Source organism: Permianibacter aggregans, from assembly GCF_009756665.1.
GTDB lineage: Bacteria > Pseudomonadota > Gammaproteobacteria > Enterobacterales > Permianibacteraceae > Permianibacter > Permianibacter aggregans.
Genome location: NZ_CP037953.1, coordinates 1,707,233 through 1,725,634 on the forward strand (window position 1 = coordinate 1,707,233; position 18,402 = coordinate 1,725,634).

16 protein-coding genes are annotated in these 18,402 nt (G+C 54.9%); 7 read left to right on the forward strand and 9 right to left on the reverse strand.

Going from position 1 to position 18,402, the window contains the following annotated elements; genetic code table 11:
• Position 1: 1 nt before the first annotated feature.
• Both gspD and gspC read right to left on the reverse strand, forming a co-directional pair.
• Positions 2–2,071: a type II secretion system secretin GspD gene (gene gspD, locus E2H98_RS07885; protein ID WP_133588206.1), complete on the reverse strand. Its 2,070-nt coding sequence runs from the start codon at positions 2,069–2,071 to the stop codon at positions 2–4.
• 10 nt (positions 2,072–2,081) lie between these two features.
• Complete coding sequence (gspC, locus tag E2H98_RS07890) at positions 2,082–3,011, reverse strand: type II secretion system protein GspC (RefSeq protein ID WP_157591295.1); 930 nt, start codon at positions 3,009–3,011, stop codon at positions 2,082–2,084.
• 470 nt (positions 3,012–3,481) lie between these two features.
• On the opposite strand from gspC, the gene E2H98_RS07895 reads away from it, so the two are divergent.
• The 4 genes from E2H98_RS07895 (at position 3,482) to E2H98_RS07910 (ending at position 6,895) form a co-directional block, all read left to right on the forward strand.
• A complete protein-coding gene (locus E2H98_RS07895; protein ID WP_133588201.1) occupies positions 3,482–3,886 on the forward strand; it encodes an RNA-binding S4 domain-containing protein in 405 nt (134 codons plus the stop codon).
• A 28-nt stretch (positions 3,887–3,914) separates the two neighbouring features.
• Positions 3,915–4,760, forward strand: coding sequence for an Hsp33 family molecular chaperone HslO (gene hslO / locus E2H98_RS07900; RefSeq protein WP_133588199.1), 846 nt, complete (start codon positions 3,915–3,917; stop codon positions 4,758–4,760).
• Positions 4,761–4,853: 93 nt separating this feature from the next.
• The gene (locus E2H98_RS07905) at positions 4,854–5,933 is read left to right on the forward strand and encodes a response regulator (protein ID WP_133588729.1); all 1,080 of its coding nucleotides are present in this window, start codon (positions 4,854–4,856) and stop codon (positions 5,931–5,933) included.
• 2 nt (positions 5,934–5,935) lie between these two features.
• On the forward strand, positions 5,936–6,895 hold the full coding sequence (locus E2H98_RS07910; RefSeq protein ID WP_133588197.1) for a sensor domain-containing diguanylate cyclase: 960 nt from the start codon (positions 5,936–5,938) through the stop codon (positions 6,893–6,895).
• Positions 6,896–6,933: 38 nt separating this feature from the next.
• Here the strand turns inward: E2H98_RS07910 and E2H98_RS07915 are convergent, their stop codons facing one another.
• The 3 genes from E2H98_RS07915 to ompR are packed head-to-tail and all read right to left on the reverse strand — an operon-like array spanning position 6,934 to position 9,800.
• Complete coding sequence (locus tag E2H98_RS07915) at positions 6,934–7,737, reverse strand: hypothetical protein (RefSeq protein ID WP_133588195.1); 804 nt, start codon at positions 7,735–7,737, stop codon at positions 6,934–6,936.
• Positions 7,738–7,779: 42 nt separating this feature from the next.
• Positions 7,780–9,072 carry a two-component system sensor histidine kinase EnvZ gene (envZ, locus tag E2H98_RS07920; RefSeq protein WP_133588193.1) on the reverse strand — a complete coding sequence of 431 codons (1,293 nt, stop codon included), beginning with the start codon at positions 9,070–9,072 and terminating at the stop codon, positions 7,780–7,782.
• Positions 9,069–9,800: an osmolarity response regulator transcription factor OmpR gene (gene ompR, locus E2H98_RS07925; RefSeq protein WP_133588191.1), complete on the reverse strand. Its 732-nt coding sequence runs from the start codon at positions 9,798–9,800 to the stop codon at positions 9,069–9,071. The genes envZ and ompR overlap by 4 nt, the downstream gene beginning before the upstream one ends.
• 162 nt (positions 9,801–9,962) lie before the next feature.
• On the opposite strand from ompR, the gene E2H98_RS07930 reads away from it, so the two are divergent.
• A complete protein-coding gene (locus E2H98_RS07930; RefSeq protein WP_133588188.1) occupies positions 9,963–10,430 on the forward strand; it encodes a DUF4442 domain-containing protein in 468 nt (155 codons plus the stop codon).
• A 142-nt stretch (positions 10,431–10,572) separates the two neighbouring features.
• Positions 10,573–12,888, forward strand: a complete 2,316-nt coding sequence (locus E2H98_RS07935; RefSeq protein ID WP_133588186.1) for a Tex family protein — start codon at positions 10,573–10,575, stop codon at positions 12,886–12,888.
• A 301-nt stretch (positions 12,889–13,189) separates the two neighbouring features.
• On the opposite strand, the gene E2H98_RS07940 is transcribed toward E2H98_RS07935, so the two are convergent.
• Entirely contained in the window at positions 13,190–13,423 is a 234-nt protein-coding gene (locus E2H98_RS07940; protein WP_133588184.1) for a hypothetical protein, read from the reverse strand.
• A gap of 292 nt (positions 13,424–13,715) precedes the next feature.
• On the opposite strand from E2H98_RS07940, the gene E2H98_RS07945 reads away from it, so the two are divergent.
• Positions 13,716–14,201 carry a disulfide bond formation protein B gene (locus E2H98_RS07945; RefSeq protein ID WP_133588182.1) on the forward strand — a complete coding sequence of 162 codons (486 nt, stop codon included), beginning with the start codon at positions 13,716–13,718 and terminating at the stop codon, positions 14,199–14,201.
• Between the two features lie 108 nt (positions 14,202–14,309).
• Here the strand turns inward: E2H98_RS07945 and E2H98_RS07950 are convergent, their stop codons facing one another.
• From E2H98_RS07950 to rho, 3 genes are all read right to left on the reverse strand, one after another.
• Positions 14,310–15,320, reverse strand: coding sequence for a 2Fe-2S iron-sulfur cluster-binding protein (locus E2H98_RS07950; RefSeq protein WP_133588180.1), 1,011 nt, complete (start codon positions 15,318–15,320; stop codon positions 14,310–14,312).
• A gap of 6 nt (positions 15,321–15,326) precedes the next feature.
• On the reverse strand, positions 15,327–16,790 hold the full coding sequence (ubiD, locus tag E2H98_RS07955; protein WP_133588178.1) for a 4-hydroxy-3-polyprenylbenzoate decarboxylase: 1,464 nt from the start codon (positions 16,788–16,790) through the stop codon (positions 15,327–15,329).
• A 168-nt stretch (positions 16,791–16,958) separates the two neighbouring features.
• Positions 16,959–18,218, reverse strand: a complete 1,260-nt coding sequence (gene rho / locus E2H98_RS07960; RefSeq protein WP_133588176.1) for a transcription termination factor Rho — start codon at positions 18,216–18,218, stop codon at positions 16,959–16,961.
• Positions 18,219–18,402: the final 184 nt, after the last annotated feature.

Genomic DNA, 18,402 nt, shown 5'->3' on the forward strand with positions numbered 1-18,402 from the left:
GTTATTGGCCTTCCTGCTGCGCAGGATTTTCTTGCTCAGTTGAGTCCTCTGTTGGCGTTACTACTTCGCTTGCCGAGTCCTGCTGGTAGCGACTCTCGTCACTACGTCCATTTTCGTTAATTGGGCGCTCTTGCCATTCCGGCAACATTGGCGTATCTGTGCTTGGCATCAGGTTGATGCCTTTCTCTTGCTCAACCTTCTGCATCTCACGCAGTGCGTCATACTTCCGCGCAGACAATTGGCTGGACGAGCTCGCATCGCGAATAATCGTCGGTCGGATAAATACCATTAGATTGCGTTTAATCTTGGTTGATTTTTGCGATTTGAATAAATGACCAAGAATAGGAATGTCGCCAAGCAATGGAACCTTCTGCACGCTTTCCTGTACGTCTTCATCAACCAAACCGCCAAGCACAATGGTGTCACCGTCTTCAACCAACACACTGTTTTTGATCGCGCGCTTGTTGGTGACGATATCAACGCCAGTGTTTCCTGCGATGCTTGAGACTTCTTGCTCGATACTAAGGCGAACCGCATTACCCTCGTTTACTTGGGGTTTGATTTTCAGCTTGATACCAATTTCTTTTCGCTCTACCTGATTGAAAGGATTGGTATTGTTGCTGCCCAACGTCGAACCGGTAATAAATGGAACCTCCTGACCAGCCAGAAACTCGGCTTCTTCGTTGTCAAGCGTTGTCACTGATGGCATCGAAAGGATATTTGAGTCCGTTGTTGAACCCAATGCTTTGATAAACGCCGCAAACGAAAATCCATCATCACGGATTCGCCCCAAACCAAACGTAATTCCAGACAAATTTCCCAGCAACTGATTGACTGCGTCGCTCGTTCCGTCCTCACCATCTAGCTGCCTAGCCGCGGCAGCAATTTGGAAAATACCCGGACCGGTGTTGGTAAAATTTGTACCGCCCCCCGGCACCTCAGGATTGTCGCCACGCTCGGCAAAAAGCCATTGCACGCCGAGTTCACGCGCCAGATTGTCGGAGATTTCAACAATCATCGCTTCAACATGTACTTGTGCGCGACGAATATCGAGCTGGCGAATAATTGCTTCCAGGGAACGCATCATGTCGGGTGACGCAGAAATAACCAGTGCATTGGTTTCTTCATGTGCATCAATACTAAAATTCCCCCCGGTGCGGGAACGTGCTGCAGCGGTATCGGCTTTTTTACCTTCTTCGGCCTTCTCCAGTTGCTGCGACACACCGGTCAGCACTTTCACCAGATCTTCGGCTTTCGCATAATGCAGATAAATCACCTTGGTATTACCGCCGCTCGATACTGGTTGGTCGAGCTGGGCGATCATGCCGCGCAGACGAATCCTTGCTTTGCCTTCGGCCGCGAGCAGAATGCTGTTGGTGCGGACATCGGCCGTGTAGCGCGGCCGGTTCATTGGGTCTTCGCCTTTGTTGCCCTGGCGATCGAGATTTTCCAGAATGCGCACGACTTCGTCGGCCGACGCATGTTTCAGCGCAATGACTTCGATTTCTTCTTCCGAGGCTTTATCAATCTGGCGAACGATTTCAACGATGCGATTCAGGTTGGCCGCCGTGTCGACAATGACCAGCACGTTGGTACGGGCATACGGAGCAAAGTGACCTGATTGCGGCACCAATGCACGTAGCACCGGCACCAATTGGTTGGCGTCAACGTATTCAACTTTGATCACGCGCGTGACCAATTCATCACCGGTAAAGCGGCGACCGCCTTCGGCGTAGACCGGCACATTTTCCTGACGCGCGCCTTGTTCCTGCATGATCTTGACGACGCCATTGGTTTCGACGGCAGCGAAACCATAGACTTTCAGAATCGTCAAAAAGGTATCATAAATTTCTTTTTCATCCATCATGTGCTGCGACAGGATGGTGATGCGCTGGCCCTGCACGCGCGGGTCGAGCACGAACGTTTTGCCAGTCAGTTTCGACACCTGTTCGATCACGACGCGGATGTCAGCGTCTTTCAGGTTGAGTACCGCTTGGCCGGCAAACAGCGTCGGCGAAAAAGCGAGGCTGGCGAGAACACCGGCCAGCAGAGTGCGTTGCAAAGTTTTCATGGCGTCGTAATCATTCTTCGCTGGGGTTGGGCTGCAAATTCAGCAACAGGTTGACGTCCTGGTCACCGCGTCGCAGCGTAATGGTTAATTCGGTGGCGCTGTTCAAATCGTTCATCATCGCAAACGCCTGGGTCGGGTCATTCAATTGCACGCCGTTAATCGCCGTGACGACATCGTTGGCCTGCAAACCAAAGCGCGCGAACAGCTTGCGGTCACGGCCAGGACCAACGCGGTAGCCCTGCATCTGACCATCGACATAAAGCGGTTGCACGCTCAGCACGTCGGTCAATGAAGCCGGATCGGTATTGAGCTTGCCGCGAATGTCCTGCAGCGCAGCGCTGACCTGCGGGTCGTAGCGCTTGTCCAATGTTTGCTGACCACTCGGTGGTGGTTTCGGCACATCGTTCTGGATTTGCATCATGCTGGCTAGCTGGCCGGTCAGATCTTCCATGCGCAGGGTTTCCAGCCGACCGCTGCGATCAATAATGATGCGATCAGCGAACACCTCTTTTAAAGTGCCGTAGCCACCGGGAATCGGTTCGTCGACAAACACAACAGCTTGCTGGCCACTGTTCTGGGAAACAATGGCGCTGGCTTTTTTCGGTGTTTCAGCAGCGTAGACGCCGAGCAACTTCAGCGGCACTGTGGTTTCAGGCGCATCTTCGACTTTTTGTTCTTGCACCACCTGGGTGACCGAGCCGAACAGCTCGGCGCGTAGCAGCGCTTCAATATCAACGGTTTGCTGGCGGCTGCTGACGGCGACGACCGGTGGCGGTGGTGGCGGCTGCCAGAACAGCGTCTGTTCTACGCGCCAGAATGCCTTGGCCAGCAACCACAGCAGCCACAGGCCGACCAGCAGATAAACCAGGCGGCGCCAGAGCGAAACCGGGACAGCCGCCAATCGTTGGCGCAACGGAGTTAAGGCATTCAACGCAGACACCGAGGTACAATCCTTTAACCTAAAAACCGCAGTTGGGCCGCAGCGCAGAGTGCATGCCGGTGAAGGCGAGACAAGGCGCACACCGGAGCGAGGGTCATTCTCCTCGCGAGGATGGGCAACGCGGTATCGCCGAGTCGGGGTGCGCTATGCGCTGCGGAGCGAATTACCCAATGAGTGAACCCTGAAATGAGCAAAAATCTTTTCATGTTTATAACTTTACCTATTCATTTGAAGCGGCCAACTGTGGCTTTTAGGTTTATGAATTTTGCTGCGAACGGGGCTTCCCACAAAGACCGGCAAGCATAACAACTGGCTCCTTTGGCGACCAGCGCCTGGACGTATCGTTATGTACAGGGTTTCATGTTTGTGGGCCGCGTCCCACCCGGCTGCGACAGCGGCGGCGAAAACCGCGATAGACAGCGCCGACGACGGCGACTCAATCGGCAAAAATCAAGCGAACAGACCATTAGATGACTTCAAGCAGTGACAGCGTGCGGCTGGACAGGTGGCTATGGGCCGCGCGCTTTTTCAAAACCCGCAGCCTGGCCCAGCAGGCGGTGACTGGCGGCAAGGTCCATCTTGATGGCCAGCGGGTCAAGGCCGGCCATACGCTGCGGGTAGGCGCCAGACTGCAGATCCGGCGTGGCTTCGAGCAGTTTGAAGTGGTGGTCCTGGCTTTGAGTGAAACCCGCAGCTCGGCCAGTGTCGCCCAGACGCTTTATCAGGAAACCGAAGCCAGTCGCCGGCAGCGCGAACACGAAGCTGAACTGCGCAAGACCAATGCCGCGGCAATGCCCTACAGCGACGGCAAGCCCGACAAGCGCCAGCGCCGGCAGTTACAGCAGTTTCGGCAGCATCAATCCGATCACGAATAACCAACCCAGATAACGAGGAAAGCCAAAGATGTGGGATCAGCTCCACCGTTTTGTTTTTGATGGCCTTTCGGTGCGCGGCGTGTTCGTCCGGCTCGACGCCAGCCTGGCCCGCAACCTGCGCTCGCACCCGTACCCGCCGCCGCTGCAACGGCTGATTGCCGAGGCGACAACAGCGGTCGGTCTGTTGGCGACGACGGTGAAAATCAAAGGGCGCATCAGCCTGCAATTCCAGAGCGACGGCCCGGTCAAGCTGCTGCTGGCCGAAAGCACCGATGAGCTGGGCCTGCGCAGCGTCGGCCAGTGGCAGGGCGATATTCCAGAAGGCGATTTCTCGGCGCTGATGGCCGGCGGCCGGATGGCGCTGAGCCTGCTGCCGGAACAAGGTCAGCAGTACCAGGGCGTGGTGCCACTCGACGGCGAAACGCTGGCCGACTGCCTGGAGCACTACTTCCAGCAATCGGAGCAACTGGCAACCCGGATACTGCTGTTCAACGAGGGCGAGCGCAGCGCCGGCCTGATGATTCAGGCGATGCCGGGTTTGCAGCAGCATGAGGATTTCCACCGTATCGCGCTGCTGGCGGAAACCTTGAAAACCGAGGAGGCGATGAATTTACCGGTCGAAACCGTATTGCACCGGCTCTATCACGAGGAACAGGTGCGACTGTTCCCGAGTCAGGCCGTACGATTCCATTGCCGCTGCTCGCGCGAGCGCTGCCGCGACAGCTTGCTGACGCTGCCAGTTGGTGATTTGCAGGAAATGCGTGCTGAAGAAGGCGAAACGACGATTCAGTGCGATTTCTGCGGCGAGCGCTATCACTTCGATGATCAGGCGCTCGAGCAATTGATTCAGGAAAAGCAGCAACAAGCCCATTAGGAATATCCCCAACAATTGTTATCGATTAATTTGCAGCCAGCCGATCCGTGACCTTTACTTGTGGCATGTGCCGGGAATGGGGACCCGATTCCAATCATGTCCATACGCTTGCTGGTGTGCGATGACTCCGGTTTTGCACGCAAACAGCTGATCAAGGCCTTGCCGCCGGACTGGAACTTCCAGATCTCCCAGGCGGCCAACGGCCTGGAAGGGCTGGAAGTCATTCGCAAGGGCCACGGCGATGTCGTGCTGCTCGACCTGACGATGCCGGAAATGGACGGCTACGGCGTGCTGCAAGCCATTCGCGATGAAGGCTTGCAAGCCCGGGTTGTCGTCGTCTCCGGCGATGTGCAGGAGCAAGCCGTTCAGCGCGTGCTGGGGTTAGGCGCGCTGGCGTTTCTGCAAAAACCCGTTGACCCCCTCGATTTGCGCAAAACGCTGCGCGAACACGGCTTATATAAACCCGCGGTTGCCAAACCGGCCGCGACACCAGCAGCCGAGCCGGCAACGCAAGCATCAGTCGCGATTCCTGTCGCCGAAGCCCCGAATGCCGAGCAAGTCAGTGCGCTACAAGATCTGAGCAAAATCGGCTTTCGCGACACCTTTCGGGAAATCACCAACGTCGCGATGGGCCGGGCCGGCGCCTTGCTGGCGCGGGTGCTGAATGTCTTCGTCAAACTGCCGATCCCGAACGTCAATATTTTCGAAGTCGGCGAGCTGTCGATGGCGCTGGCCGATGCCCAGCGTGGTGGCGCCGTGTCGGCCGTTTGTCAGGGCTATATTTCCGGCGGCATTGCCGGTGAAGCGCTGCTGATCTTTCATGACTCGAGTTTTCGCGATATCGCCAAGCTGATGCAGCACGAAGGCGAAGTGGACAACAATACCCAACTCGAACTGCTGATGGATCTGTCGTCGCTACTGATCGGCGCCTGCTTGAATGGCTTTGCCGAGCAACTCGATATCCGCTTCTCGCAAGGCCACCCGATTATTCTGGGTCAGCATTGCAATTTCGACGATCTATTGCGGGTCAACCAAACCCGCTGGAAAAAAACGCTGGCCGTAGAGCTCAGCTACAGCATTGAACACCACAGCGTTAACTTTGATTTGTTGTTTCTGTTCACCGAAGACTCGGTGCCCCGTCTGCAACACAAAATACAATACTTGATGGAGTAAGCATGAGCGCGGCGGATATCAAGGAACTGCATTGGCTGTTCGACATTCTCCAGCATATTGATGTCGGCATGGTCGTGATCGACCGTAAATACCGGATCAAAGTCTGGAACAGCTTTATGGAGAACCATTCCGGCATGGTGCCAGAGAAAGTCATCGGCAAAAGTCTGTTGGAATTGTTTCCGGAAATTCAGGTCGATTGGTTCAAAGCGAAGGTGGAATCGGCGGCGCTGCTGAACAATCGCACCTTCACGATTTGGGAGCAGCGCCCGTATCTGATCCGCTTCAATACCTATCAGCCGATTACTGGTATTGAAGATCATATGTTTCAGAACATCACGATCATTCCGCTGGTGTCGGCGACCGGTGATGTCGAAGATATCGCGATCATCATTTACGATGTTACCGATGTCGCCAGTAACAAACGTCAGCTCCAGGCCGCGAACCTGAACTTGCAAGCATTATCGCGCACCGACCGGTTAACGCAGCTGAACAACCGTGGCTTCTGGGAGGAAATGCTGAACAAGGAGTTCGCCCGATTCAAACGCTATGGTGGCGTTTCCAGTTTGATCATGTTCGATATCGATCACTTCAAGAAAGTCAACGACACCTATGGTCACCAGGCCGGCGACAAAGTGATTCAAACCGTAGCGCAAACACTGCGCAACAATTTGCGCAGCACCGACATTGGCGGTCGTTATGGCGGTGAGGAATTCGGCGTGATCCTGCCGGATACCAATACCGATGGGGCAAAAATTTTTGCTGAACGCTTGCGCACCACGGTGGAAAATCTGCCGGTGCAACACGAAGACAAGGAAATCCGCTTTACCATCAGCTTGGGCATCAGCGAATTGGATACCGGTTGCCCAAATGCCAAACACTGGATTGAGCAATCCGATAAAGCACTGTACGAATCGAAACACGCCGGTCGCAATCGCTCAACGGTCTTTATCGGTAACGATTGAAGTTCAAGTAAGCAGCTAACGCAGTGACACGATCGGCGTCATGGTGTAACCACACCGGTTATAGCCAACTCACTGTCAGTAGCAACGGTCAATGCGCGTTGGCTAACGGTATTGCCATCGCCAAAGGTTGAGCGCCAGCCGGACTCGGAATGATTGTGAATGCTGATCAAACGATTATTGATCACTTGAAAGCGCTCGGTTTGCTGACCATAAGCTTCGATGCTGATGACCAGGTAAGCGCGACCTTTGCCGTGATACTGACGGCGCAAGGTCAGCGGTACGCCTCGTTCATCGATATCGATTTCCAGATGGGCATCGAAGCTGCTGACATAGCCGCGGGTTTTCTTATCCTGCAGCACGGCTTCCAGCGGCAGCGCAAAGCGCAAAGTGCGCACCGGTTTACCATCGACCAGTCGTGGTTGTTCACTGATAAATTCCGCTCGCTGCAAGCTGCGTTGCAAATTGGCGGCCGCGGCGACCATTGCGTTCAAATCAATGGCATCCAACCGCGATAAGGCATTCAATGTTGGTGTATCGGCGTCTTCATTCTGGGTACGTAGCTGACGTTCTTGTTCCAGCTTGCGCAGCGTTTCACGGTCGTAGTGTACCTGCAGACCATGGTGATCATCGGTCAACTGAAAACGCACAAAGCCGCTGCGCTTCGGATCATCCGGGTCGCGGGTTTCGGCAAACTCGCTGATCACCTGCGCCTGAATTTTTTCTTGCGCTTGCAGGATTTGTAGAGCGCTTTGTAAATCGGCCAAACCGTCAGCGCTGGCTACACCAGCCAGCAGCAAAACGCTAACGCCTAAAATAATGCGCTGTGGAGTTGGTCTGAGCATACGTCATTTACTCGCTGTTACTTCGATGAGGCCATATGGACCTCAGAAATACGGAATCATCACTCGCGCTTCCAAACCGCCTTCCGGCCGGTTGTGTAAGGAAATGCGCGCCTTATGCATTTCGGCAATGCGCTTGACGATGGCCAAGCCCAAGCCGGTACCGCGACCGGAACGCGCTGAATCACCACGGGTAAATGGTTGGAACAAGCGTGGAATATCCACCTCTTTGATACCGGGACCATTATCGAGCACCGACAGTACAACAAAATTCTGTTCAACACGGGTGCGTACCGTGACCGGTGCACCAGCATAACGCAGTGCATTTTCCACGAGATTACGTACCATCCGCTTCATTGCCAGGGCTTTGAACGGCACCGGCGGTAAATCTTCGGCCAGATCAAAACGGACATCGGACTCATTGATCGCCGCGGCTTCACCCGCACCATGCACCAGCGCATTCAAGTCACCCGGTTCGGAATGTTCATCACGACCATCGCGAACAAACGAAATGAATTGGTCGATGATTTCGTCCATGTCTTCGGTGTCGCGGATAATGCCTTCGCGGATGTCTTCGTAATCGTCAGGCAGAAATTCGCTGGACAAGCGAATCCGGGTCAGTGGCGTGCGCAAATCATGAGAAATGCCGGCCAGCAGCATCGTCCGGTCTTGTTCCAATTGATGAACGTTGCGCGCCATCTGGTTGAAGGCGCGTGTCACCGCGACCATTTCTTCGGTACCGGTTTCCACCAATTGTCCCGGCGTGTCGCCACGGCCCAGTTCGCGCGCCGCAAATTCCAGACGACGCAATGGCCGGGAAATCTGCCTGGCAAACGCCCAGCCGCCAATCAGCGACAGAATCGTGATCGCCGATAGATAAACAATCAGCGGAGACGGATAAAGGTTTTCAAACTGCGGCAACGGAATGCGTAACCAGCGATCTTTGACATACGGCGAACGCACCCAGAGATACAAACCATCATGCTCTTCAACGCGCACTTCCGAACGGAATGGGCCATCAAGATACAAATTGATTTCGTCGGATAAGGTGTTGTAAACCTTGGCGTCTTGCAGACCTTTTTCCAGCGCCGTTTTTTCATTGTACGCTTCGATATTGGTAACTTGCTGGTAGCGCTCGCTGATTTCCGGGCTCAGCTTCATGCTGCCGCCCATGTTCTCGACCCGCACCTGCATCGCCACCGCGTGCATGATCTGCCGCACAAACGGCTGCACGATGTAAATCGACACCGAGTAATAGGAAATAAACTGATTGATCAGCAGCAGCGCGCCAATCAGCAACGCAATGCGACCGAACGTGCCGCGCGGCAAAAACCTCATGCAGCGCCGCCATCCGGCACGAACACATAACCAACGCCCCAGACGGTCTGGATGTAACGCGGGCGCTGTGGATCGACTTCAATCATCCGGCGCAGACGCGACACCTGCACGTCAATCGAACGCTCCAACGCCGAGTAATCGCGACCACGGGCCAAGTTCATCAGCTTGTCACGCGACAGCGGTTGCCGCGGGTGCTGGACCAGCGCTTTCAATACCGCGAATTCGCCGCTGGTCAGCGCCGTCGGCTCGCCGTTTTTCAGCAGCTCGCGGGTGCCGAGATTCAGCGCAAACTCGCCAAAGGTGACAACCACTTCCTCGCCAGTCGGGGCGCCAGGGATTTCTTTCGTTTGCCGGCGCAACACGGCTTTGACCCGGGCCAGCAATTCACGCGGGTTGAATGGCTTGGCAATGTAATCATCGGCACCGAGTTCGAGGCCGACAATACGGTCGACTTCATCGCCCTTGGCGGTCAGCATGATGATCGGGATCTTGTTGCCAGCACCGCGCAGGCGGCGGCAAATCGACAGGCCGTCTTCACCGGGCAGCATCAAATCGAGCACCATCAAATGGTAGTTCTCGCGCTGCAACTGCTTGTCCATCTGCTCGCCATCGGGCACCGCGCGGGTATGGAAGCCTTGTTCCTTCAAGTAACGCTCCAACAGCGCCCGCAGGCGCATGTCGTCATCAACAATCAGGATTTTCGGGGTTTCTTCTTGTGTCTGGTTCATCGATGGTTCCCTCACTGCATAGGCCAATGGCGGCTATCTTGACCGAATTTTCGCTGATATGAACCCGCTTGTCGTTACAAATTGTGATGGCTGTGCCAGCAGGTCGCCAACGCCATGGCGCATCGTTTATGATCTGGTCCGATCTGATTGGAGCCACTACCCATGCACCTGAATCACCGCTGGTTTCGCATCCTGCTGAATATTTGGTCGCCGTTTCGCGGTGCCGGCATCAAGGTGCGCAGCGTCAGCCCGGATTTTCGTCACGTCATCGTCGACCTGAAAGCGCCGCGCTGGAAACGCAATTACGTCGGTACCCATTTCGGCGGTTCGCTGTACGCAATGACCGACCCGTTCTACATGCTGATGCTGATGCGCAATCTCGGCCGCGATTACTGGGTCTGGGACAAGACCGCCAGCATCGACTACCTGACTGCGGCCTCCGGTGTCGTCAGCGCCCATTTCAGATTGTCGGAAGGCCAGATCCAGGCGATACGCGACGCCACCGCTACCGGCGACAAGCACCTGCCGGAATTCCATATCGATATCGTCGATGCTCAGGGCACTGTTGTCGCACGTGTGCATCGAACGCTGTACGTGCGTCTGAAGAAAGATCGCCGACCGAGTGCCTGAATCCCACCGTTCACGGAATCGAGAAGTCAAGACTGATACTGATGCAGTGATCGTCCTATAATCCGGCCCGCTCCGGATTTTCCGCATGCCTTTGTGTCACTGACAAGTGACGAATTTTTCATCAATCAGGATTGTTTGACCCATGCTTGATATCGCTCGTCTGATCGCGACGGAACTGAATGTACGGCCACAACAGGTCAATGCCGCCATTACCCTGCTCGACGAAGGCGCGACGGTGCCGTTTATTTCCCGTTACCGGAAAGAAGTGACCGGCGGCCTGACCGATACCGATCTGCGTAATCTTGATGAGCGCCTGAATTATTTGCGCGAACTGGAAGATCGCCGTGGCGCGATTCTGAAAAGCATCGGCGATCAGGGCAAGCTGACGCCGGAACTGGAAAATCAAATCCAGAACGTGCTGAGCAAAACCGAGCTGGAAGATTTATACCTGCCGTACAAACCGAAGCGCCGCACCAAAGGCCAGATTGCCATTGAAGCTGGCTTGGAACCACTGGCCGATGCACTGTTTGCCGATCCGAATCTGTCTCCGGAAACCGCCGCTGCCGACTACGTCGATGCTGACAAAGGTGTCGCCGATGTGGCAGCGGCATTGGAAGGTGCACGTTTCATTCTGATGGAACGCTTTGCTGACGACGCGAGCTTGCTGGCCAAACTGCGCGCCTTCCTGAAACAGCACGCGCTGATCAAATCGAAAGTGGTCGAAGGCAAGGAAAACGAAGGCGCGAAATTCCGCGACTATTTCGAGTTTGCCGAAGCGATTGAAAAAGTGCCATCGCATCGTGCACTGGCCATGTTCCGTGGTCGCAACGAAGGCGTGTTGACGCTGACCTTGGTGCCACATGAAGTGCCGGAAGGCGAGCGCGCCGATACCGCGCTGGAAATGCAGGTCGCCAAACACCTCGGCGTTGAAGACAAAGGCCGTGCTGCCGATGGCTGGCTGATGCAGATGGCGCAGTGGACCTGGCGCATCAAACTCGCGACCCGTTTTGAAACCGAAATATTTAACGATTTGCGCGAGCGCGCCGAAGCCGATGCCATTCGTGTATTCGCCGCCAATTTGCGGGACTTGTTGATGGCGGCGCCGGCTGGTTCAAAAACCACCATGGGCCTTGATCCGGGCTTGCGTACCGGCGTCAAAGCCGTCGTCGTCGATGATACCGGCAAGCTGTTGCATAACGTCACGATTTTCCCGCATGCGCCGCAAAACGAGTGGACCAACTCACTGAAAATGCTGCATATGCTCTGCGTCAAATTCAATGTCGGTTTGATCAGTATCGGTAACGGCACAGCTTCGCGCGAAACCGACAAACTGGTCGCTGACTTACTGAAAGCGGCGCCGGAAATCAAAGCAACGAAAGTGGTCGTCTCTGAAGCGGGTGCCTCCGTTTACTCGGCATCGGAATTGGCCGCGCAGGAATTCCCGAATCTGGATGTTTCCTATCGCGGTGCCGTGTCGATTGCTCGCCGTCTGCAAGACCCGCTGGCTGAGCTCGTCAAGATCGAACCGAAATCAATTGGTGTGGGTCAGTATCAGCACGATGTCTCGCAAGCACAGCTCGCCAAAACACTGGATGCCGTAGTTGAGGATTGTGTCAACGCTGTCGGCGTTGATATCAATACCGCCTCGGTGCCATTGCTCGCGAAAGTATCCGGTTTGAACCGGACATTGGCTGCCAATATCGTGTCGTTCCGTGACAAGAATGGCCGTTTTAAATCACGTCAGGATTTGCTACAGGTTGAACGTCTTGGCGCGAAAACGTACGAGCAAGCGGCGGGCTTCCTGCGCATCGTCGGTGGCGACAATCCTCTCGACGCTTCAGCGGTGCACCCGGAAGCCTATCCGGTGGTCGAAAAGATTCTGCAGAAAAATCAGAAATCCTCAATCAAGGAATTGATGGGCAACGTCAGCTTCCTGCGCGGTTTGAAAGTCGCCGATTACACCGATGAAAAATTCGGTGCGCCAACGGTCACCGATATCATCGCCGAACTGGAAAAGCCCGGACGCGATCCGCGCGGTGAATTCAAAACCGCGACCTTCCGCGAAGGCGTCGAGAAAGTTTCCGATTTGAAAATCGGTATGCAACTGGAAGGCACGGTCACCAACGTCACGGACTTTGGTGCCTTCGTTGATGTCGGCGTCCATCAGGATGGTCTGGTGCACATTTCCCAGCTTGCTGATCGCTTCGTCAAAGATCCGCGTGAAGTGGTGAAAGCCGGCGACATCGTCAACGTCACCGTCATGGAGGTCGATGTCCAGCGCCAGCGTATTGCGCTGTCGATGCGCAGTGATGCGCTGAGCAATATTGGCGCAACCGGTGGTGCGCAAGCCAAACGGGACACGCGTCCTAGCGGCCAGGCGCCGCGCCAGCGTCAGGAAAAGCCGGCGTCGGTTGGTGGCTTTGGTGCCTTGCTTACAGAAGCGATGAAAAAGCGCTGATGGTGATGCATTGCAGCAGAGTGGAAATCACAAACAGGCCTGTAAAAAACATGTAAAAAAGTGTTTGCCTGTGAATTTTCACGATGATATAAAGTCACCGCTAGCGCACACAAAGAAGCTCAGAGGACACTGGGCCCTGCAGACTGGAAAAATTGAAAGCCCCTCAATAAGGGGCTTTTTTCTTGCCTGAGAAAAAGTGTGGACCGCGATTGAAGTTACCGCATTTTCTTCGAACCATCGTTCAACTTTTATCGAACACCCGTTGGCAAGCGGAAAGCGCGGAGGGGACTTCGCTGCTCGATCAATCCGTATTCAAACGACGCGCCAGCTTGCGCATTCGACGAGCTTTCGCTTCGTCCTGTTCAGCCTGGTTTTGTCGGTAGCTGTGCCTGAGCTGAAATATCATCAACGCCGCGGCGACGAAAAATACCGCCGGCAAATAACGGCCAGCCGATTCGATCAACAGAAAGGTCAACACCCCAGCCACTAGATAGGCGTAGGGAATGGACTCGTAGACAGGTTTGGGCAGAACCATTGGATCCTCCTTCGGTGCCACCGTTGGGGAAAGCCTTACGCAAAATGCCTGCGGCCTGTTCCGGTGCTTCCGGCACCGTGGACTGACGCAGGACAGGCATCCGCCTGCCGGCTTTCGGAAATGCTCAGTCGGGAAACCGCCCACTCCCGCAAACGAAACCAGTCAAAACGGATTGGATGTCACCGCTCCGATTGGTATCTTTCATTTGTAGCATTTGTCCAAAGATTTGCAGACGCGACATTTGCCGCTACAGTGGCGGGCCATTGACGCTATTACTTGTAAGATATTCGCCATGCACAGTCGTACCCTGAACTGGTTACTTGCCTTTGTTTGTCATGAATTGCTGGTCGCCGCTTACTATTTTCAGTACGTCGAAGGCCTGCAGCCCTGCCCGCTTTGTATCGTTCAACGCCTGGCCGTGTTCCTGATCGGCGTATTCGCATTGCTGCTGGCGGTCACCAACGCCAAACCCGCGACGCTATTGAACCGGGTATTCAATGGCCTAGGCCTGGCTTCAGCGGTGCTCGGTATTGTCGCAGCCGGCCGCCAGGTCTGGCTGCAAAGCCTGCCGAAAGATGAAGTGCCGGCCTGCGGCCCCAGCCTCGATTACATGATGGAAGTATTCAGCACCAGTGAAGTGCTCAGCGAGCTGTTCAAAGGCAGCGGCGCCTGTGCCGAAGTCGACTGGACCCTGTTGGGCCTGTCGATGGGTGCCTGGATGCTGGTGTTTTTCAGCGTAACGGCGCTGTTCTTTTTGTGGCGTTTGTTTCGGAAGTAATAGCTTTGCTCCCTTCTTTGGGCATTATGCAACAAAGAAGGGAGCGCATTGAATTAGCTCGAAATCGATTCTTGTACGATTGCGTAGTCTGACTTGGCAATCAAACGATCAGAGCGCCCCTTGGTTGCGCAAGATATCAATCCAGTCGGAATGAAAGCGATGATCCGGCACTTCCTTGGCTTGCATGAACGCGTACACCGCCCGGGCCATGCCTTCGGAACCACTGCAGAATACTTCGAACGCGGAAAAATCGCCGTGATCGTCAGCGGCCTTCAAATGCGGAAAGCCGGTGGCGCCGTACCAGCCTTCATCGGCCATCGCCAACACCGGCACATAATGCAGTCGTAAATGTTGCGTGCTCAGTGCCAACATCTGCTCATGCCAATACAACTGGCTCTTATTGGCAGCACCCCAGTACAACCACATGTCTCGGGCTTCATGTCGCGCCAGTGACGATTCGATCAGCGACTTCATTGGTGCAAAGCCGGTACCACCAGCAATCATCAGTAGTGGATGTTCATTGTCCGGCAGATGGCATTCACCGAATGGCAGTTCAACCGTAACCACTTGCCGACGCTGCACATGATCGATGACTTGCTGTGCTCGTTCATGACCGGGAATGACTTTGATATGCACATCAATCAGCTGCGACTCGGGGGCACTGGCAATCGAAAAGGAACGCGGCGAACCATCGGGCATGATCAATTGCAAATACTGGCCAGCGGCGTACTGCGGCTGCGAGCCATCCGCCGGCACCAGACTGACCAAATAGGTATCGGTGTTCAGCGGCGTAACGGACTGCACCTGACAACTGATTTTTCGCACGTCTACGACATCCTTCGATTGCAAACCCGCCCATTCCAATTCCAGATCCGCGTCACTGAAACCAGCGCAAGGCAAACAGAAGCCGTGCACGCGTTCCGCTTCGGACAAACCGCGTGGCTCCTGCTTATAGTGTACGTTACCGCGCCGGATTTTGGCGCGACAGATGCCGCAAGCGGCATTGCGGCAGGCGCTCAGAGCACGGAAACCGGCGCGGTGGATGTTTTCGAGCAGCGTTAGCGAACGATCGCAAGCGACCTGCTGGTTACCAACCGCGAGAACAAAACCATCGCTCATTGCGGCTTATAAACCAAGCTGATTCCAGATGGCATCAACACGCTGCTTGACGTCCTCGCGCATCCGAATCGGTTCACCCCATTCACGGGTGGTTTCACCCGGCCACTTATTAGTGGCATCGATACCCATCTTCGAACCAAGACCGGATACTGGCGAAGCAAAATCCAGGTAATCGATTGGCGTGTTGTCGACCAGCAGCGTATCGCGCGATGGATCGACGCGCGTGGTCAGCGCCCACATAACGTCTTCCCAGTTGCGGGCATCGATATCGTCGTCGGTGACGATAATGAATTTGGTGTACATGAACTGGCGCAGAAAACTCCATACGCCCATCATCACCCGCTTGGCGTGACCGGCGTATTGCTTTTTCATCGTCACGACCGCCATTCGATACGAACAGCCTTCCGGTGGCAGATAGAAATCAACGATCTCCGGAAATTGCTTGCGCAAGATAGGCACAAATACTTCATTCAACGCGACACCGAGGATTGCTGGTTCATCCGGCGGCCTGCCAGTGTACGTCGAGTGGTATATCGGATCTTTACGCATCGTAATGCGTTCTATCGTGAACACCGGAAACTGTTCGACTTCGTTGTAATAACCGGTGTGGTCGCCAAACGGCCCTTCTGCCGCCATTTCGTTCGGATGAATTACGCCTTCAAGCACGATTTCGGCAGACGCCGGGATCTGCAGCTCGCTACCGAGGGCTTTGACGACATCGGTCTTTTCGCCACGCAATAAACCGGCGAAACCGTATTCACTTAAGTTGTCCGGCACCGGTGTCACGGCACCAAGAATCGTCGCCGGGTCGGCACCAAGCGCGACACAAACCGGAAACGGTTTACCGGGATTGGCTTTCTGGTATTCGAGAAAATCGAGCGCGCCGCCGCGATGCGCGAGCCAGCGCATGATGACTTTATTTTTGCCGATCACTTGCTGGCGATAAATACCGAGATTCTGGCGCGGTTTGTGCGGCCCTTGAGTGATCACCAAACCCCAGGTGATCAACGGACCGGCATCGCCAGGCCAGCAGGTTTGCACCGGGATGTTACTTAAATCGACGGCATCACCTTCGAGAACAATCTCTTGGCAAGGAGCACTGCGCACCGTACGCGGCGACAGATTCAACACCTGTTTCCAAACCGGTAATTGTCCCCAGGCTTCGCGAATCCCTTTTGGTGGTTCCGGCTGACGTAAAAATGCCAGCGTTTCACCGACTTCGCGCAAGCGCTCGATGCTGTCCTGGCCCATGCCGAGCGCGACCCGCTCGGTGGTGCCAAACAAATTGGTCAGTACCGGCATCGAATGGCCTTTGACGTTTTCGAACAATAGCGCCGGGCCACCAGCACGCAGCACCCGATCGGAAATCTCGGTCATTTCCAGATGGGCATCGACTTCGGTTTGAATGCGTTTCAGCAAGCCGCGCTGTTCCAGCAGGGCGATGAAATCTCGCAAGTCGTGGTATTTCATTGTTATCGACCTCAATCAGAGCGTCTTTCTGGCATCAGTTTCGACTAAAACGGAAGAACAAAAAAGTGCCAGGAGCACTTTTTCGCGTAAGCCCGCAGGGTTTTTCACAGGGAGGTGAAAAACAAAAAAGGCCGAACATTCTCGGCCTTTTGTTGTGCAGCGTGAAGATCATTGACGCTTCATCATCTCGAAGAATTCGTCATTGGTCTTGGTCAGGCTGAGCTTGTCGACCAGGAATTCCATGCCTTCGATTTCCTGCATCGGCGCCAGAATCTTGCGCAGAATCCACATCTTCTGCAATTCAGCTGGCGACGTGATCAACTCCTCGCGGCGAGTACCCGAGCGGTTGAAGTGAATCGCCGGGAACACGCGACGCTCAGCGATTTTGCGCTCGAGGTGCAGTTCCATGTTGCCGGTGCCTTTGAATTCTTCGTAAATGACGTCGTCCATTTTCGAGCCGGTTTCGATCAACGCGGTGGCGATAATGGTCAGACTGCCGCCTTCTTCAATGTTACGGGCGGCACCGAAAAAGCGTTTCGGTTTTTGCAGCGCGTTGGCATCGACACCACCGGTCAATACTTTGCCCGATGAAGGAATAACGGTGTTGTAAGCACGGGCCAATCGGGTAATCGAGTCGAGCAGAATGACCACGTCTTTTTTGTGCTCAACCAGGCGTTTGGCTTTTTCAATGACCATCTCGGCGACCTGGACGTGACGCGGTGCCGGTTCATCGAACGTTGAGGCGACCACTTCGCCGCGCACCGAGCGCTGCATTTCGGTGACTTCCTCAGGGCGCTCGTCGATCAGCAAGACGATCAGCGTGCAGTCCGGGTGATTGGCGGTAATTGAGTGGGCAATGTTCTGCAGCATCATGGTTTTACCGGCTTTCGGCGGCGCCACGATCAAGCCGCGTTGGCCTTTGCCAATCGGCGCGCACAAGTCGATGACACGTGCAGTCATGTCCTCGGTCGAACCGTTACCACGCTCCAGACGCAAACGCTCTTTCGGGTGCAGCGGAGTCAGGTTTTCAAACAGAATTTTGTTTTTGGCGTTTTCCGGCTTGTCGAAGTTGATGTGGTCAACTTTCAGCAACGCGAAATAACGTTCGGAATCTTTTGGCGGGCGAATTTGCCCGGCTACAGTGTCACCGGTATGCAGGTTGAACCGGCGGATTTGCGATGGCGACACATAAATGTCATCAGGGCCAGCGAGGTAAGAGCCATCCGAGGAACGCAGGAAGCCGAAACCATCGGGCAGAATTTCCAGTACGCCATCGCCGTAAATCGGCTCGCCGTTTTTCGCGTGGTTTTTCAGAATCGCGAAAATGATGTCCTGTTTGCGCTGGCGCGCGGTGCCTTCAAGGTCGTAGGACTGGGCGATATCAGAAAGTTCTTGGGCGGATTTTTTCTTTAATTCGGTCAGATTCATGGGTTGCTGCTGTGTAGACAAGACGGATTGGACTCAATCGATGAGGCGCTGATGGCCTGATGTTGATAACGAATAATGTTTGGGAGTGATTCGACTGGCGGGACGAGGAATGGCCGCCATGAGTCAAATTAGCACTCATTGAACGGGCTGTAAAGCATAACGGCCGCGATCGGCGGCCGTTATG